Source organism: Streptomyces sp. NPDC104307 (assembly GCF_055584045.1).
In genome coordinates, this window is record NZ_JBVJMU010000002.1 from 73,275 (window position 1) to 89,912 (window position 16,638).

Genomic DNA, 16,638 nt, shown 5'->3' on the forward strand with positions numbered 1-16,638 from the left:
GAAAGGCCCCCCATGCTGAAGTCCGCCTGCCAGGAACAGCTGCTCCCCGGCGACACCCTCCAGAAGAAGTGGGCGTTCGCCCAGGACGCCGGTTACGACGCCATCGAACTGCGCTCCGCGGGCGATTTCCGCTTCCGCGACCGGCTGCCAGAACTGAAGCAGGCACACGCCGACGGTGTCGTCATGCCGACCGTGTGCGTCGAGATGCTGCACTTCTTCGCGGCCTTCGACGACGACCTCCGCCGGGACGCGCTGGAGCAGCTGAAGTCGCAGCTCAGCGTGGCGGCCGAGATCGGGGCCCTCGGTGTGCAGACCCCGGCCTCCTACGGGATGTTCTCGCGGCGGCTGCCGCCCTTCGAGCCGCCGCGCACCGAGGAGCAGGACCGCGAGGTGCTGCTCGCCGGGCTCTCCGAACTGGGCGAGCACGCCCGGCGGGAGGGCGTCACCCTCTATCTGGAACCGCTGAACCGGTACGAGGACCACATGGTCAACCGGCTGGACCAGGCCGCGGAGCTGATCCGCACCGTCGGTCTGGACTCGGTCCGCATCGGCATCGACAGCTACCACATGAACATCGAGGAGGCCGACCCCGCCGCCTCGATCCTCGCCGCGGCCCCCTACATCGGCCACGCCCAGGTCAGCGACTCCAACCGGTTCCAGCCGGGCGCCGGCCACCTGGACTGGCCGGCCTGGCTCGGCGCGCTGCACAGCATCGGCTACGAGGGCTACCTCGCCGTCGAGTGCCGGCTGACCGGCGACCCCGTCGCGGCCGTCCGCTCCATCCCCGCGTTCCTGCGGAGGTCCGGCGCATGACCTCGCTGCTCGAAACCCCCGTGCCCGCCGCCGCCGAAGCCCTGACCCTTCGGCGCGGCGCGGCACGGGTCCTGCTGGCGAACTGGACGGGCGGTTCGACGGTCCCGTCCCGCGGCCTGTATCCGCACCAGTGGAGCTGGGACTCCGCGTTCATCGCCATCGGCCTGCGCCACCTCTCGGTGCGGCGGGCCCAGCGCGAACTGGAGACCCTGCTCGGCGCCCAGTGGGCCGACGGGCGCGTCCCGCACATCGTGTTCAGTCCGGCGGTCTCGCTCGACGCCTACTTCCCCAGCCCCGACTTCTGGCGCTCCTCCCGCGCCGGCGCGGCGGCCGGCGCCCCGGCGGGCACCGAGACCTCCGGAATCGTGCAGCCGCCGGTGCACGCGCTCGCCGCCTGGCTGGTGCACTGCGCCGACCCCGAGACCTCGCGCCGTCGCGGCTTCCTCCCCCGGGTGTACGGCCGCCTCGCCGCCTGGCACGACTACCTCACCGGCCCGCGCGACCTGGGCGGCGGCGGCCTCGCGGCGATGGTGCACCCGTGGGAACCGGGGATGGACAACAGCCCGTGCTGGGACGGCCCCCTGGAGCGCGTCGAACCGGCCGCCCCCGGCTCCTACCGGCGCGCCGACCTCAATCACGGGCAGCCGGCCGAGCGCCCCACGGACCTGGACTACGGGCGCTACGTCCGCCTCGCCGCCGACTACCGCGACAGCGGGTACGCCGACGCGGGCGGCGGCCACGCCTTCGCCGTCGAGGACCCCTGCGTCAACGCCCTGCTCATCGCCTCCGAACACGCGCTCGCCCGGATCGCCGCAGAGACCGGAGGTGATCCCGCACCGCACGAGGAGCGGGCGGCACGGCTGACCGGGGCGCTCGTGGAGCGGCTGTGGTCGCCCGCCGAGGGGATGTTCCTCAGCCGCGACCTGGTCGGCGGCGACCTCATCGCCGAACGCAGTGTCGCCGGGATCATCCCGCTCATCGTTCCCGGGCTCCCCCCGGAGATCGTCGAAGCGCTGGTCGCCACGACCGGGGGCGACGCCTTCCGGCTCGGCAGGATCCCGATGGCGCCCTCGTACGACGTCACCGGCCATGCCTTCGATCCTTCCCGCTACTGGCGCGGACCGGCCTGGTTCAACACCAACTGGCTGCTGGAGCGCGGACTGCGGCAGTACGGCCGGACGGCCGCGGCGGACAGTCTGCGCGCCGCGATGCTGGCGGCCGCACAGGCCGGCGACTTCGCCGAGTACATGGACCCGTTCACCGAGCAGGCCCGGGGCGCCCGGGAGTTCGGGTGGACAGCGGCCCTCACCCTCGACCTGCTGGCCGCCGGCCGGCCGGAGGAGGACCCCGCCCGCACCGACGGCCCTTCGAACGGGGTACAGGCATGAACGGCACAGCAGGCACCACGCTGGTCCGGGACGGCATGTTCGCCGTCGTCGGTGCCGACGGCGGCATCACCGGCAGCCACGGCACCTCACCCGACGGACTGTTCCTGCGGGACGCCCGCCACCTGAGCCTGTGGTCCCTGACCGTCGGCGGCGCGGCACCCGGTGTGCTCGTCCCGTCGGCCGGCGAGGACTCCGCGCGCTGCGTGCTGACCCCGCCGGGCACCCGCGACGAGCCCCCCGCGTACACCGTCTTCCGCGAGCAGGCGCTCGTTCCCGGCGGACTCACGGAGCGGCTTCTGCTGGTCAGCAACCTTTCGGAGGCCACCACCGCGCACGTGGCCCTGAGCGTGGACTGCGACTTCGCCGATCAGTTCGAACTGCGCTCCGACGGGCGGCGGTACGGCAAGGACGGCGCCCGCCGCACCGCCCTGCTCCGGGCCGACGGAGTCGACTTCGCCTACGCGCGGGGCGACTGGCTCTCCCGTACGACGGTCGCCGCGGTGCCGCCTCCGTCGGCGGCCGGGCCGGTCGAGGCTCGGGAAACGGCGCACCGGCTGGAGTGGCGGCTGGAACTGCCCGCGCACGGCATGGCCGAACTCCTGCTGACCGCCACCGCCCACCCGCACGGCGCACCCGCCGGCCCGGCATCCGCTCCCCTGCCGTCGCAAGCCGCCGCGGACCATGCCGCCGGCTCTCGACTGCCGTCGCGAGCCGCCGCAGACCGTGCCGCGTCCATCGCGGACTTCGTCGGTGACGAACCCCTGCCCCTGCCGGTGGGCGCTCCCGAAGGACTGGCCGCCGCCTGTGCCCGGGGGCTGAGCGACCTCGCGGCGCTGCGGGTGCCCGCCGTCGGGCCGGACGGCGGGGATCTGACGGTCCCGGGCGCCGGAGTGCCGTGGTTCCTCACGCTCTTCGGCCGCGACTCCCTGCTCACCTCCCTCTTCGCGCTGCCCTACCGGCCCGAGCTCGCGGCCGGCACACTCGGCGCCCTCGCGGCGACGCAGGGCAGTCGGTACGACGGGTACAGCGGTGAGCAGCCGGGCCGTATCGTCCACGAGATCCGGCACGGCGAACTGGCCCACTTCCGCCAGGTCCCGTACGGCCGTTACTACGGGTCCGTGGACGCGACTCCCCTCTTCCTGGTGCTCCTGGACAGCTACACCCGCAGCACCGGGGACCCCGCCCTCGCCGAGGGACTGGAAACGCAGGCGCGTGCGGCCGTGGCGTGGATGTTCCGGGACGGCGGCCTGGGCGACGGCGGGTATCTGGTCTACTCGCCCGACGCCGAAGGGCTGGTCAACCAGAACTGGAAGGACTCCGCCGGAGCGATCTGCTTCCTCGACGGCACCCAGGCCGAAGGGCCGATCGCGGTGGCCGAGGCACAGGGTTACGCCTACGACGCGCTCGTGCGCACCGCGCGGCTGGCCCGCACGGTCTGGGACGACCCCGACTGGGCCGGCGAACTGGACACGGCGGCAGCCGCGTTGCGGGAGCGCTTCCTGCGGGACTTCTGGATGCCGGGGCCCGGCTTCCCGGCGCTCGCGCTGGACGGCCGGGGCCGGCAGGTCGACTCCCTGGCCTCCGACGCGGGACACCTGCTGTGGTCGGGAATCCTCGACCGTGAACACGCCCACAGGGTGGGTCGGCGCCTGCTCGAACCCGACTTCTTCTCCGGCTGGGCCATCCGCACCCTGGCCGCCGGGCAGCCGGGCTACCATCCGCTCTCGTACCACCGGGGCAGCTGCTGGCCGCACGACAACGCCGTGATCGTGCTGGGCCTCGCCCGCTGCGGGCTGATGGACGAGGCCCGCACGGTCGCCCGGGGCCTGCTGGACGCGGCTGCGCACCACGGGGACCGGCTGCCGGAGGTGATGGCGGGGTACGACCGTGCCGACCACCCGCGCCCCGTGCCCTATCCCCACTCCTGTTCCCCGCAGGCCTGGGCGGCAGCGACGCCTCTGGCCATCCTCACGGCGCTGGGGAGGGACCCGCTGGACGGCTGAGCGGGGCCTCGCGTGGACGGCTGAGCGGGGCCTCGTGGCTTGAACGCACTTCACCCACACAGGACCCTCACGGCATCGGCAGCTGAAAGACCTTGCCCCAACTGGGCTTTTTCGAGGTCCAGTTGGCTTCAGGAAGTGAACGCCGTAGGCACCTTGACGGGGTCAACCGCTGTGCCCGACAGTCGTTGGCACAGCGGTTGAGAGCGCTCTCAACCGCGTCTCCCCCCACCCCACGAAAGCAGCCCGCAATGAAGAGGATCGCTCTGCTCGGCGGATCTCCAGGCGTCTCCCCCGACACCGGAAGCCGCGCCCGACGGCGGCTGCCGGTCGCCCTCGCCGCACTCGCTCTCTGCCTGCCCCTGGCCGGCCTCATGGGTCCGGCGGGCCCCGCCGGGCTCTCCGGCACCGCCGCGGCCGCCGAACCGGACGCGACCGCCCGTACGGCCGACGCCGACTGGACCACCATGTTCAGGGACGACTTCGACGGCGCGAGCGGAACAGGCCTCAACACGGCCGACTGGCTCTACGACATCGGCACCAGCTACCCCGGCGGCGCCGCCAACTGGGGCACCGGCGAGATCGAGACGTCCACGGACTCGACGGAGAACGTCTACCAGGACGGCTCCGGCCACCTGGTGATCAAGCCCATCCGGGACGCCTCCGGCCACTGGACGTCCGGCCGGGTGGAGACCCAGCGCACCGACTTCGCCGCCCCGGCGGGCGGACAGATGCAGCTCAGCGCCTCCCTGAAACAGCCCGACCCGGCGAGCGGGCTCGGCTACTGGCCGGCCTTCTGGGCGATGGGGGCCGACGCCCGCCCGGCCGGGGCGACCAACTGGCCCCGCATCGGCGAGCTCGACATCATGGAGAACGTCAACGCCCTCAGCCAGCACTCCACCACGTTCCACTGCGGCGAGTGGGCCGGTGAGTGCCACGATCCCGACGGGATCAGCAGCGGGCTGCAGGCCTGCGACGGCTGCCAGTCCGGCTACCACACGTACTCGGTGACCGTCGACCGCCGCGACGCGGCGGCCGAGCAGCTGCGTTTCTACCTGGACGGCGTCCAGACCTTCGCGGTGAACCAGAACGAGGTGTCCGACGCGACCTGGAAGGCCGCCGTCGACCACGGGTTCTTCGCCATCTTCGATGTGGCGATCGGCGGTTCGTATCCGGACAAGGTCTGCGGCTGCACCTCGCCGGGGGCCGACATCACCTCGGGCGTGGGAATGAGCGTGGACTGGTTCTCGGCCGAGGTGAGTCAGTCATGAGCCGCTGAGCGCCCCGGCCGACGGCGGTGATCGAAGTCGTGCGGCAACACGGTGCCGTATGTGAGGCTCTGGCCATGAGTACACCTCAACAGCCCTCGGCCGAACGGCTCCAGACCGACCGGCCCCACTCGGCGCGCGTCTGGAACTACCTCCTCGGCGGCAAGGACAACTACACGGTCGACCACCGGACGGGCGACCTGATCCTGGAGATGTTCCCGGACATCGCGGACATCGCCCGGCTCCAACGGGCCTTCCTCGCCCGTTCGGTGCGCTTCCTGGCGGCGGAGGCGGGGATACGCCAGTTCCTGGACATCGGCGCCGGACTGCCCACCGCGGACAACACGCACGAGGTCGCCCAGCGGACGGCGCCGGAGTCCCGGATCGTCTATGTGGACAACGACCCGCTCGTGCTGGCCCATGCCCGCGCCCTGCTCACCAGCACCCCGGAGGGCGCCTGCGCGTACATCGACGCCGATGTGAAGAACGTCGACATGATCCTCGAAGAGGCCGCCAGGACGCTGGACTTCAGCCAACCGGTCGGCCTGACCATGCTGGGGATCATGGGTCAGCTGCCGGACGAGGACGATCCGTGGACACTCGTCGACCGGCTGACGGCACCGCTCGCACCGGGCAGCCACCTCGCCCTGAGCGACGGCACCGACACGAGCGACACGCTGAACCAGGCCATCTCGGCGTACAACGCCAACTCGGCCGGCTCGTACCACCTGCGGAGCCCGGACCGGATCGCGGACTTCTTCCACGGTCTGGAGATCCTCGAACCGGGCATCGTCAGAACATCGGCCTGGCGCCCGGACCCCGGCGTCGAAGGTGCGGACATCCTGCGGGGCCACGCGGTCTGCGGAGTGGGCCGCAAGCCCTGAGGCGGTGTGCCGCCATGACGACAGCCGGGGCGCGGCCGCTACCGCCCTAGGCTCCGCGCCACGGTGAAGTGCCGTTCCCCGCCGGGGTGTTCGATCTCATCGAGGGCGGCCACGGCGAGATCCTCCGCGCTGATGCGCGAGGTGCCGTCGGGGTCTGTGAGCAGCGTGGTCGTGCCGCGGCGGTAGGTGCCGGTGCGGGTGCCGGGTTCGAGGAGGGCCGGCGGGCTGAGGTAGGTCCAGTCGCCGTATCCGTGCTCGTGGCAGGTCCGCAACTGGGTCGTACTGGCCTCCGCGACGGCCCGCCAGTCGGCGGGGACGTGGTCCGGGTCGTCGATCACCAGCAGCCCGGGATCGCGTGGTGACCGCAGGGGGCCCGCTCCGCCGATGACCAGCAACCGGACGCCCGCCCGGCCGGCCGCGTCCAGCACGGCCGAGGTGAGCGGGGCGATCGAGTCCTCCTGACCCGGGGCGGGCCGGATGGCGAGGAGGGCGGCACCGGCCGTACCGAGAGCCGCGTCGAGAGCCGCGTCGCGCCGGGCGGCCGGGGCGCCCGCGTCAACGGTCACGGGTATGACGGCGGCGGACCGGGCCGCGTGCGGGTGTCTGGACGCGGCGGTCACCCGGTGGCCGCGCGAGAAGGCTTCGCTGACGAGACGTGAGCCGACCATTCCGGTGGCGCCGAAGACGGTGATGTTCATGAGGCGGGCCCTTTCCGGGTGCCGAAGACGGTGATGTTCACGAGGCGGGCCCTTTCCGGGTGCCGAGTGCGGGGGTGAACTGCCCGGCTGCCAGTGCCGCGAGGGCTAGGGCGAAGCCGAGGAGCTGGAGTGCGTCGAGGCTTTCGCCGGCGAGCAGCACACCGAGGGCTGCGGCGACCAGCGGCGAGAGCAGCCCGAGGAGGGCCGTCGCGGTGACCGGGAGGGCGCGCAGGCCCCTGAACCAGAGGGTGTACGCGATCAGTCCGCCGAACGTGCCCAGCCACAGGTATCCGGCCACGGCCCGGCCGTCCACCCCGCCCGGCACGCCCTCGATGAGCAGCGCGGGAGCCAGCAGCACCAGTCCGCCCGCGGTGAGCTGCCAGCCGGCGAACCCGACCGCGCTGACGCCTTCGGGCCGGCCCCAGCGTTTCGTGAGCACGACGCCTCCGGCCATCGCCGCGGCTCCGGCGAGTCCGGCGAGGATCCCGAGGGGGTCGAGGGCCGCACCGGGGCCGAGCACGACGAGCCCGACGCCCGCGACGCCGACGACGCCCCAGACCAGGCGCCAGGGGGACGGCCGTTCGGAGAGGACCGGGAGGGCGAGGACGGCCACCAGGATCGGCTGACTGGCCCCGAGGGTCGCCGCGACCCCGCCGGGGAGCCGTTCGGCGGCGATGAACAGCAGCGGGAAGAAGGCCCCGATGTTCAGGGTGCCCAGGAGCGCGGCCTTCCACCACCACACCCCGCGCGGCAGGGTGCGCGCGATGAGGAGCCCGAGCAGCCCGGCCGGGAGTGCGCGCATGAGCGCGGCGAAGAGCGGCGAGCCGGGCGGCAGCAGCCGGGTCGTGACGATGTAGGTCGTACCCCACACCGCGGGGGCGAACGCCGTGACGATCGTGAGCCCGGCCCGGCGGACCGGTGGCGCGGACGCCGTACGCGGAAGAGCTGTCGTTGTGGTCACTCGCCCACTCTCGGCCCCGGATCATTCATGAGTCCAACACATGGTTTTCATGGCAACGATCGCGGGAGAAGATAGCTGGATGGAACTCCGTCAACTGCGATACGTGCTGGCCGTGGTAGAGACCCGGAACTTCACGCGCGCCGCCGAGCGGTGCTACGTCGTCCAGTCGGCACTGAGCCACCAGATCAAGGCCCTGGAGGACGAACTAGGGGTGCGCCTGTTCGCGCGGACCAGCAGACGGGTCGAGCTGACCCCGGCGGGCGAGGCGTTCCTGCCCTCCGCCCGGATCAGCGTGGAGGCCGCCGGGCGGGCGGCCGCCGACGCCACGGCGGCCGTCGGGGAGTTGCGCGGCCCGGTCGCCCTCGGCGTCATCCCGACCGTCACCGCCCTCGACATCCCACGGGCGCTGCGGACCTTCCACCACGCCCACCCCGCCGTGCGCGTCACCCTGCGCACCGCGGGCAGCGACGAACTCGTCTCCGCCGTGGAAGCGGGCACGGTGGACCTCGCCGTGCTTGGCCTGCCGGCTTCGAGCGCCGCCCCGGCCGGTATCCGGACGCTGGAACTGGCCAGGGAACGGCTCGTCGCGGTCGTCCCCGCCGGACACCGGCTGGCCGGGCGGCGCCGGCTGCGCCTGGCCGATCTGGCTGCGGAGACGTTCGTCGACTTTCCGGCCGGCACTCCCGGGCGCGCGCAGAGCGACCTCGCGTTCGAGGCGGCGGGCATCCGGCGCGACGTGACCTTCGAGTCGATGTCCGCCGGCCTGATCCTCGACCTCGTCGGGCAGCACCTCGCGGTCGCCCTGCTGCCGCCCGCGATCCTGACCCCGGACGCGTCCACGGTGGCCGTCCCCGTGACGGACGGGCCGACGCGGATCGAGTACCTGGCCTGGAGCGCGTTCAACCCGACACCCGCCGCGACCGCGCTGCTGACGGTGCTGCGCCCCACCCCGGCCTCCGATGCCGCCGGCGGCCGGGGGCAGTGACTGCTACCCGGGCGCGACCGCCACCGCGGTCACGGTGCCGGCGCTGCGGCGCCGGCCAGGATGAGGTCGATACCGGCGAGGAACTGTTCGCGGTCGTCGTGTTCGGGCAGCTGGGGCGCGACCTTGTGCACGAAGGGGTACCGGGCCGGGTCGAGCCGCGTCCAGCGTGCGGCGGCCTGGCCGAGGAAGGCCGCCCGGTCGGTGACGCCGGGCGGGAACAGCTGGGCGTTCGCCGCGTTCTGGCCTGCGACGCCGAGGGTGTAGCTCACCAGCGCGGACGCGGAGTCGAACTGTGCGTACTCGGGGACGCCGAGCGCCTGGAGGGGTCCGCCGAACCCCTCGAACAACTGCGGCATCGCGACCAGTGACGGGGTGCGGGAGAGATGGGCGCCCAGCCACGGGTGCGCGTCGATCGCGTCGAACACCCCCAGGGCGACCGCCCGGATCGCCTCACGGGGGCCCGCGTCGGCGGCTGCCTCGGTCACGACATGGGCGATGACGTCATTGGTGGCCGCGGCGAGCAGGTCGTCCTTGTTGTCCACATGGTGGTAGATGGCCCCGCTGCCGGTGGCCAGGTGCGCCGCGAGGGCGCGGAAGGTCAACGCGCCCTCGCCGCCGGCGTCCAGGAGTTCGATCGCCGCATCGACGATGCGCCGCTTGGAGAGCGCGTCGGTGCGCCGAACGGCTCGTTGTGCCCTGGTCGCCATGCCCACCAGTTTGACATCAATGGAACGGTGTTCCAACCTGGGCGCATGGAACACCGTTCCAATCATGCTCGGAAACTCGGAAAGGAGTCGTCATGACGACCCCCGTCACGATCGTCGGGGCAGGTCTCGGCGGTCTCACCCTCGCCCGCGTCCTGCACGTCCACGGCATCCCCGCGACGGTCTACGAGGCCGACGTCTCGGCCGCGACCCGCACCCAGGGCGGCCAGCTCGACATCCACGAGGACGACGGCCAGCGCGCGCTCGCCGACGCCGGCCTGACCGACGAGTTCCACGCGATCATCCACCGGGGCGCCGACGCGGCGCGTGTGCTCGACAGGGACGGCGAGGTGCTGCTCGAAGTCCCCGGTGACTCGATGACCCGCCCCGAGGTGCTGCGCGGAGACCTGCGCCGGATCCTGCTCGACTCCCTGCCCCCGGGCACGGTCCGGTGGGGAAGCAAGGTGTCCGGCGTCCGCGCCCTGTCCGGGGGGCGGCACGAGCTGTCCTTCACCGACGGTTCGACCGTGACCGCCGACCTGTTGGTGGGGGCCGACGGCGCCTGGTCCAAGGTCCGGCCGCTGGTGTCCGACGCCACGCCCGAGTACGTCGGCACGACATTCGTCGAGACGTATCTGCACGACGTCGACGAGCGGCACGCCGCGACGGCGGAGGCGGTCGGCGCCGGCGCGATGTACGCGCTGGCCCCCGGCAAGGCGATCGTCGCGCACCGCGAGGCGGGCGACGTCCTGCACACCTACGTCGAACTGACGCGCCCCGCCGAGTGGTTCGCCGGCATCGACTTCACCGACGCAGCCGCGGCGAGCGCCCGGATCGCGGCCGAGTTCGACGGGTGGGCCCCCCACCTCACCGCGCTGATCACCGAGGGCGAGACTGCCCCGGTCGCGCGCATGCTCCACACGCTCCCCACCGGCCACCACTGGGAACGCGTGCCCGGCGTGACGCTCCTGGGCGATGCCGCGCACCTGATGCCGCCGTCCGGCGACGGGGCCAACCTGGCGATGTTCGACGGCGCCGAACTCGCCAAGGCGATCGCCACCCACCCCGGTGACACGGAAGCCGCGCTCACCGCCTACGAAGAGGCACTGTTCCCCCGCAGCGAGGCGTTCTACGCCGACGCGCACGAGATGCTGGACGTGGTCCTGGGCGACCGCACGCCGTTCGGGTTCATCGACCTCTTCACCAGCGGCCCCCAGGACGAGACGCGGTAGGGCGCCCTCAGCCCTTCGACGCGCGGGGCGGTCAGAGGCGCAGGAGACGTTCGGCGTTGCGGTGGGCGATGTCGTGCTGGGCGTCCTCGGAGAGACCGGAGCCGGTCAGGAAGGCACGAGATCCGGCATTGCCGACGAAGGGGTAGTCGACCGAGTACATCATGCGGTCGGTGCCGAGGAGATCGGTGCAGAAGCGCAGGTGGGGGGCGGTGAACATGCCGCTGGGGGTGTAGTAGGTGTTCTGCCGGACGTACTCGCCGATGGTGCGGTCCAGGCCGGTGGCCTTGCGCGGCAGGGCTTCGTCGAGACGGTCCAGGTACCAGGGGACGGCCTCGCCCCAGTGACCGAGGATGAACTGCAGCTCGGGGTAGCGGTCGAAGACGCCGCTGAGCACCAGGTGGATGAAGTGGACGCCGGACTCGTTGTGCCAGCCCCATGCCGCCGTCGCGAACCGGGTGGCGACGACCTCTTCCAGGCCCGCCTCGTAGTTGTCGGCAGCGGTGACGCGGGTCGGCGGGGCGGGGTGGAGGTAGACGGGAACGCCCAGCTCGGCGGCGGTGCCCAGGATCGGGTCGAACCGCTCGGCGGAGAGGAACTCGTCGTCGGTGCGGCCGTGGATGAGGGTGCCGACGAAGCCCAGTTCCTCCACCGCGCGCCGGAGCTCGTCCGGGGCGTGCTGGGGAGCGGTGGTGGGCAGTGACGCGAAGGCGGCGAACCGCTCCGGGTGGCGTACACAGGCCGCGGCGAGGCGGTCGTTGACGTTCCGGACCAGCTCCGGCGCCACGTCGGCGGGCAGGTACTGGGTGGTGAGGTTGGAGAGCACCTGCATGTCGATGCCGTCGGCGTCCATGGCCGCGAGCCGGCCCTCGTCCAAGTCCTCCAGCACCTCGGCCGACGGGCTGTAGGGCAGACCGCTCGCCGGGTCGTAGGACGCCCCGAAGCCGGGGCTGACCCCGGCGGTCCGGGCGGCGGACGCCCTGGCCACACCGGCGTGCAGCGTGTGTTCCTCGATCGTGATCAGTTTCATCGTGTCCTCTGCACTTCTCGTTCGCCGCACTGCTCGTTGGCCGCACTGCTCGTTGGCCGCGGGGGCATCACTTGTCGGTCTGCTCACCCAGCCAGGCGAAGGCGGACTCCTTGATGTCGCGCTCCAGGTCGCTGCCCTTGGTCGCGAAGACCCGGCTCACCGGAAATCCGCTGGCCTCCAGGAGATAGGCGAGGGCGGCGTACTCCCGCGGGTACCGGGCGACGATCTCCGCGTCGATTTCGACGATCCCGGCGGGGAAGGTGAAGGTGCCGAAGTCGTAGACGCTCTTGCGGTCGCTGATGCGCCACACCCCGTCCCGCTTCTCCAGACGGTCGATGAACCGGTTGTGGCCGTTGCAGCCGAGGCGCAGGTCGACGTTCTCGCCGATGATGACGGCATTGGTCTCGCTGACAGCGCGGTCTCCGTCGGCGGAGAAGGTCACCACGGGAGCGGTGATCAGGTGCTTGGTCCGGAAGGCGGAGGCCCCCATCCGGGCGGAGGCGTCCACGAACTCGTGCGCCCGCCCCTCGAACCAGGTGATCTCGATCCGGCCGTCGGGGTGGAAGAGGCCCTTCAGCCGGTCCCACTCGCCCAGGTCCCGGTGGATCCATCCGGTCATGAGGTCTGCGATGTCCTGTCGATCCTGAGATGTCACGTTCATGCGTCCAGCGTGCGGCCGCCTCAGCGATAGGTCCAACCGAAAGATACGATCAACCAATCGGCTGGAACGATGGACGACGGGGGGTGGACGGTGGAGCTACGGCACCTGCGCTATTTCGTCGCGGTCGCCGACGAACGGCACTTCGGCCGGGCCTCGGCCCTGCTGCACGTCACCCAGTCCACGCTCAGCGCCCAGGTCCAGGCTCTGGAGCGGGAGGTGGGCGGCCGCCTGTTCTCCCGTACCAGCCGACGCGTCGAGCTGACCGAGGCCGGTGAACTGCTGCTGCCCGAGGCCCGCAGAGCCCTGGCGCAGGCCGACCGCGCCCTCCAAGTGGCCCGGGAGTCGGTGCACGGCGAGACGGGCACGATCAGGATCGGCTTCGCCGGCGTGGCCGTCCTCCAGGGCGTCCTCTCCGCAGACCTGCGGGACTTCGGCCAGGCGCACCCACGGGTCGGCCTCGCCCTGACCGAGCTTCCGCCGGCCGCCCAGATCCAGGCGGTACGCGACGGCGCGCTCGACCTCGGCTACTGCCCCGACCTGGGCCTGGGCGACACCCACGGCCTGCATGTCATACGCCGCGCGCCCACTCCGCTGTCCGTCGCCCTGCGCTCCGACCACGCACTGGCGTCCGCGCCCTCAGTGACAACCTCCACCCTGGGCACCCACGACCTCATCGTGTACGCGAGCAGCGAGGAGGACGAGACCGTACTCTCCCGGCTCTGGCCGGGTGCCGAGGAGGACCGGTCCCGGGTCCGGCTGGTCGGCAGCACCCTCGGCGCCCTCGCCCTCGCCCTGGCCGGCGCGGGGATAGCCCTCGTCCCCACCGCCACGGAACGCATCGCTCTGCCGGGCCTCGCCTACCGCCCCCTGCACGGAGCGCCGCCGGGACCGGACCTGCTGATCCTCGGCCGGCACGACGAGACCTCAGGAGCGGTCCGCGCCTACCTCGGCGGCGTCCCCACACCCCTTGGCGGCGCCCCCGTGCCATGATCCCGCCGGCACCAGGAACACGTCGCTCCCCTCCCGCTCCCCGCCGGAGCCAGAGGAAGTCGGCCCGGCTGTCGGGCGGGACCCAGCCCCGGCCGGCGGGACACCGCGGAGGCGGAGTGCGAGCTCCGCCCCGCTGCCCCGTCACCGTCGCACAGGTGACGGGACAGCGTGCAGAGGTGTGTTCCGTCTACCGCCTCCGCGTACTGCCTGCGCGTGCCTCTGTGTCAGTTGTGTCAGTCCGCGCAGGTGATCTGAGCCAGTCCCCAGTCCGCGTGGTCGTAGTTCTTGCCGTCGCCGCCGTCACCGGCGACCAGGGTGAGGGCGTGCACACCGGTGAGGTCGGCGGTCACATCGGTCGCGCTCTCGCCGCCGCGGATCACACCAGTGGCCGCGAGCTGACGGCCATCGTCGCCGAGGACGGTGAATGTGACGCTCCCGTGCCCGGTGGCATCGTCGTCGACGCCGACATGGGCCTCGAAGCGGGTGCAGCGGCCCTGGACGTCGATCTGCACCCGGGCCGGGGCGTTCGTGCCGAGCCCCTTGGCGTACACGGTCCCGGCAATCGTCAGCGGCTTTCCGTCCTGTCCGCCGGCCTCGCCGTTGGACTGATCACGCTCGACGGGCCCGTAGCCGTTGGCCGCGATGAGGAACGGCTGGTCACTGGCGTAGATCGTGCCGTGCAGGGGGACGGAGACCTTCACGACCGCCTCGACGTGGACGGTCGGGGCCCTGCTTCCGGCCGGGTTGGCGTAGGTGACCACCACGGGTACCTCCACCTGGCCGCCCGGCTGGTCCTTGCCGACCGTCACCGTCCAGTGGCCGTTGAGCACCTTGCCCGCCTTGAGCGAGCCGGCCGTGACGTCCCGGCCGGTGGCGGTCCAGCCTGCGGGCAGCCGGTCACGGTCGAGCGCCATCCGCACGCCGTGCAGAGCGGGGCCCTCCGGAAGCACGAACGCCGCGTCGATCCCCGCGTCCTGTCCGGGGCCCGCGGTCGCGGACGCCGGAGTGAGGGCCAGCGAGGTGGCGGGCGCCGTGACGATGGGCTGGTCGCAGTCGGCGCGGCCCCTGGTAGCGGCGCAGGCCACCGCGACGAAGCCGCCGTTGGCCACCGCGGGGACGGTGAGGGTGTCCTTGGCGGTCACCGTGCGTACGGTGCGCCGCAGTTGGCCACCGTCGTCCCCGATGATCTCCACCAGCCACTTGCCCTTGCCGAGGAAAGTGAGGGGCGCCTTCATCGTGTCGCTCGCACCCGCCAGGATTCCGCCGACGAACCAGCGGTCCCCGCTGCGGCGGGCGATGACTGCCTGCCGGTCACCGGCCGGCTGCTGACCGGGTCCGCCGGAGACCAGATGCGTCTCGTCCCAGATGGTGGGGAGCTGGTCGATGTAGCGCTCGGCCACCGGCTGAGCGGCGAAACCCTCGGGGTTGTCGCCGAGACTGGTCCAGCCGGATTCGTAGACCACGGGAAGCGCCAGCTCGTGCGCCGGCGAGTTCTGACGGTCCGGGCGGGAGAACCATGTCGGGGTGTAGTCCATCGAGCCGACGATGTTGCGGGTGAACGCGAGGAAGATGTCGCGGGTCGGGTTCTGACCGTTCTCCTCGCCGCGGACCGCCTCGACGCTCATGATCTGCGGCCACGTGCGCTGCAGGCCGCGGGGGATCGTCGCACCGTGGAAATCGATCATGAGTTTGTACTTCGCGGTGTCTTTCAGGATCGCGTCGTACCACTGGAAGGTGGACTGGGAGTCGGAGTCCATGTAGTCGACCTTGACGCCCGCCACGCCCCACGCCTTGAGCTTCGTCATCCAGGTGTCACGCTGCACCTGGGTCTTCAGGTCGCTCCAGGCGAACCACAGGAGCACGTCGACGCCTTTGGCCCGTGCGTAGCGGACCAGTTCCGGGACCCAGCTCTCCTGCCATCCGGCGTCCACCAGCGTGTACTCAAGCCCGTGGCCGGCTGCGTAGTCGACGAAGTCCTTCTGCCGGTCGAAGTCACTGGGGCTGGAACCGTCGCTCAGCCAGGACCAATCGTCCATGCCAGGTCGTATCCAGGAAGTGTCCTTGATCTTCGAGGGCGGCGCGAGGTCGTCCACGAGCGTGGAGCCGACCAGCGTGTCCAGGCTGCCGATGATCGCCGTGCGCCACGGTGTCGCCAATGGTCCCTGCGAAGTGACCGGCGCGTTCTCCGCCAGCGCGACGGAGTAGCCGGAGGCGCCGTCCGCGTGGTCGAGATGGCTGCCGGAGTACTGGCCGTCGACGTCCGCCTCCGTCAGAAGCACATAGCTGCTCCCCACCTCGAACAGCGTCGGGTAGCCGAAGGAGCAGGTGTCGCCGGTGCACTTCTTGGGCGTCGCCGCGTTGGCCGTGCCCGCGGTGGCCTCGGTCCGCTCGGTCTCGTAGCTCGACGTGTACGGCTGGACCCATGCCCTGGCATCCGTGGGTACCTCGAACGTGGAGGCCTCACCCTTCACGGTCAACGGCCCGTGCTCGTTCAGCAGGTACCGGTAGGCGACGCCGTCGTCCGACACCCTTACCACCACGCCGAGTTGGGCGCCGTCCGTGCCACGGAAGGTAAACGTCGCCTCCCGCATCGTGGCCGAACGCCGCAACTGCTTGCCCGTAGTCGTCCGGTAGGACTCGTGGACTGTGTGCTCCCGCATCCTGACCAGCCGCAGACCCGTCGTCAGGTCATGTCGGTCGGTGCGGATTCCGAGCCGGCCCGGCAGCAGCACCGGCGCGTCGCCGCTGTCGACCGCGAGGTGCAGTTCGCCCGCGGAGTCGAGGCCGAGCTCCGCGTCGAGCGCCGACCGGCCGGGACCGTTCACCGTCCAGGTACCCGCGGGGTTCTGCGCTGCGGGGGACGGCGCGGCGGTCGCCACGACCATTCCGCTGCCCAGTAGCGCCGACAGGGCCACGCCGGTCACCGCCCGCCGGAGTCTTTCACGTGCTTGTCGCATGTGCGTCCTTTGCCTTGGGTCACCGAACTCCGCCGGAGCTGACCGGACCGGGCTTTCATCGCGGGCTCGG

The 16,638-nt window shown here is 71.9% G+C and carries 14 protein-coding genes; 8 read left to right on the top strand and 6 right to left on the bottom strand.

What is annotated here, in order from left to right; genetic code table 11:
- Nucleotides 1-12 precede the first annotated feature (12 nt).
- From ACZ601_RS07045 to ACZ601_RS07065, 5 genes are all read left to right on the top strand, one after another.
- Nucleotides 13-813: a TIM barrel protein gene (locus tag ACZ601_RS07045; protein ID WP_469534050.1), complete on the top strand. Its 801-nt coding sequence runs from the start codon at nt 13-15 to the stop codon at nt 811-813.
- Nucleotides 810-2,201 (top strand): MGH1-like glycoside hydrolase domain-containing protein, encoded by a 1,392-nt coding sequence (locus tag ACZ601_RS07050; protein ID WP_469534053.1) that lies wholly within the window; start codon nt 810-812, stop codon nt 2,199-2,201. Before ACZ601_RS07045 ends, ACZ601_RS07050 begins: the two co-directional genes overlap by 4 nt.
- On the top strand, nt 2,198-4,204 hold the full coding sequence (locus ACZ601_RS07055) for an amylo-alpha-1,6-glucosidase (protein ID WP_469534056.1): 2,007 nt from the start codon (nt 2,198-2,200) through the stop codon (nt 4,202-4,204). The genes ACZ601_RS07050 and ACZ601_RS07055 overlap by 4 nt, the downstream gene beginning before the upstream one ends.
- Nucleotides 4,205-4,452: 248 nt before the next feature.
- Complete coding sequence (locus ACZ601_RS07060) at nt 4,453-5,472, top strand: glycoside hydrolase family 16 protein (protein WP_469534058.1); 1,020 nt, start codon at nt 4,453-4,455, stop codon at nt 5,470-5,472.
- A gap of 74 nt (nt 5,473-5,546) precedes the next feature.
- Nucleotides 5,547-6,353, top strand: a complete 807-nt coding sequence (locus ACZ601_RS07065; RefSeq protein WP_469534061.1) for an SAM-dependent methyltransferase — start codon at nt 5,547-5,549, stop codon at nt 6,351-6,353.
- Nucleotides 6,354-6,391: 38 nt separating this feature from the next.
- Here the strand turns inward: ACZ601_RS07065 and ACZ601_RS07070 are convergent, their stop codons facing one another.
- Together ACZ601_RS07070 and ACZ601_RS07075 are read right to left on the bottom strand one after the other, a co-directional pair.
- The gene (locus ACZ601_RS07070) at nt 6,392-7,051 is read right to left on the bottom strand and encodes an NAD(P)-dependent oxidoreductase (RefSeq protein ID WP_469534064.1); all 660 of its coding nucleotides are present in this window, start codon (nt 7,049-7,051) and stop codon (nt 6,392-6,394) included.
- 37 nt (nt 7,052-7,088) lie between these two features.
- On the bottom strand, nt 7,089-8,012 hold the full coding sequence (locus tag ACZ601_RS07075; protein WP_469534067.1) for an EamA family transporter: 924 nt from the start codon (nt 8,010-8,012) through the stop codon (nt 7,089-7,091).
- A 79-nt stretch (nt 8,013-8,091) separates the two neighbouring features.
- Between ACZ601_RS07075 and ACZ601_RS07080 the strand changes: the two genes are divergently transcribed.
- On the top strand, nt 8,092-8,997 hold the full coding sequence (locus ACZ601_RS07080) for a LysR substrate-binding domain-containing protein (protein WP_469534070.1): 906 nt from the start codon (nt 8,092-8,094) through the stop codon (nt 8,995-8,997).
- A gap of 29 nt (nt 8,998-9,026) precedes the next feature.
- Here ACZ601_RS07080 and ACZ601_RS07085 read toward each other — a convergent pair whose 3' ends face one another.
- Nucleotides 9,027-9,704: a TetR/AcrR family transcriptional regulator gene (locus tag ACZ601_RS07085; protein ID WP_469534073.1), complete on the bottom strand. Its 678-nt coding sequence runs from the start codon at nt 9,702-9,704 to the stop codon at nt 9,027-9,029.
- A 92-nt stretch (nt 9,705-9,796) separates the two neighbouring features.
- Between ACZ601_RS07085 and ACZ601_RS07090 the strand changes: the two genes are divergently transcribed.
- Nucleotides 9,797-10,933 carry an FAD-dependent oxidoreductase gene (locus tag ACZ601_RS07090; protein WP_469534075.1) on the top strand — a complete coding sequence of 379 codons (1,137 nt, stop codon included), beginning with the start codon at nt 9,797-9,799 and terminating at the stop codon, nt 10,931-10,933.
- Nucleotides 10,934-10,964: 31 nt separating this feature from the next.
- Here ACZ601_RS07090 and ACZ601_RS07095 read toward each other — a convergent pair whose 3' ends face one another.
- Together ACZ601_RS07095 and ACZ601_RS07100 are read right to left on the bottom strand one after the other, a co-directional pair.
- On the bottom strand, nt 10,965-11,960 hold the full coding sequence (locus ACZ601_RS07095; protein ID WP_469534078.1) for an amidohydrolase family protein: 996 nt from the start codon (nt 11,958-11,960) through the stop codon (nt 10,965-10,967).
- 67 nt (nt 11,961-12,027) lie between these two features.
- Nucleotides 12,028-12,621, bottom strand: coding sequence for a nuclear transport factor 2 family protein (locus ACZ601_RS07100; protein ID WP_469534081.1), 594 nt, complete (start codon nt 12,619-12,621; stop codon nt 12,028-12,030).
- Between the two features lie 69 nt (nt 12,622-12,690).
- Between ACZ601_RS07100 and ACZ601_RS07105 the strand changes: the two genes are divergently transcribed.
- Entirely contained in the window at nt 12,691-13,611 is a 921-nt protein-coding gene (locus ACZ601_RS07105) for a LysR substrate-binding domain-containing protein (protein ID WP_469534084.1), read from the top strand.
- A 233-nt stretch (nt 13,612-13,844) separates the two neighbouring features.
- On the opposite strand, the gene ACZ601_RS07110 is transcribed toward ACZ601_RS07105, so the two are convergent.
- Nucleotides 13,845-16,568, bottom strand: a complete 2,724-nt coding sequence (locus ACZ601_RS07110) for an NPCBM/NEW2 domain-containing protein (RefSeq protein WP_469534087.1) — start codon at nt 16,566-16,568, stop codon at nt 13,845-13,847.
- Nucleotides 16,569-16,638: the final 70 nt, after the last annotated feature.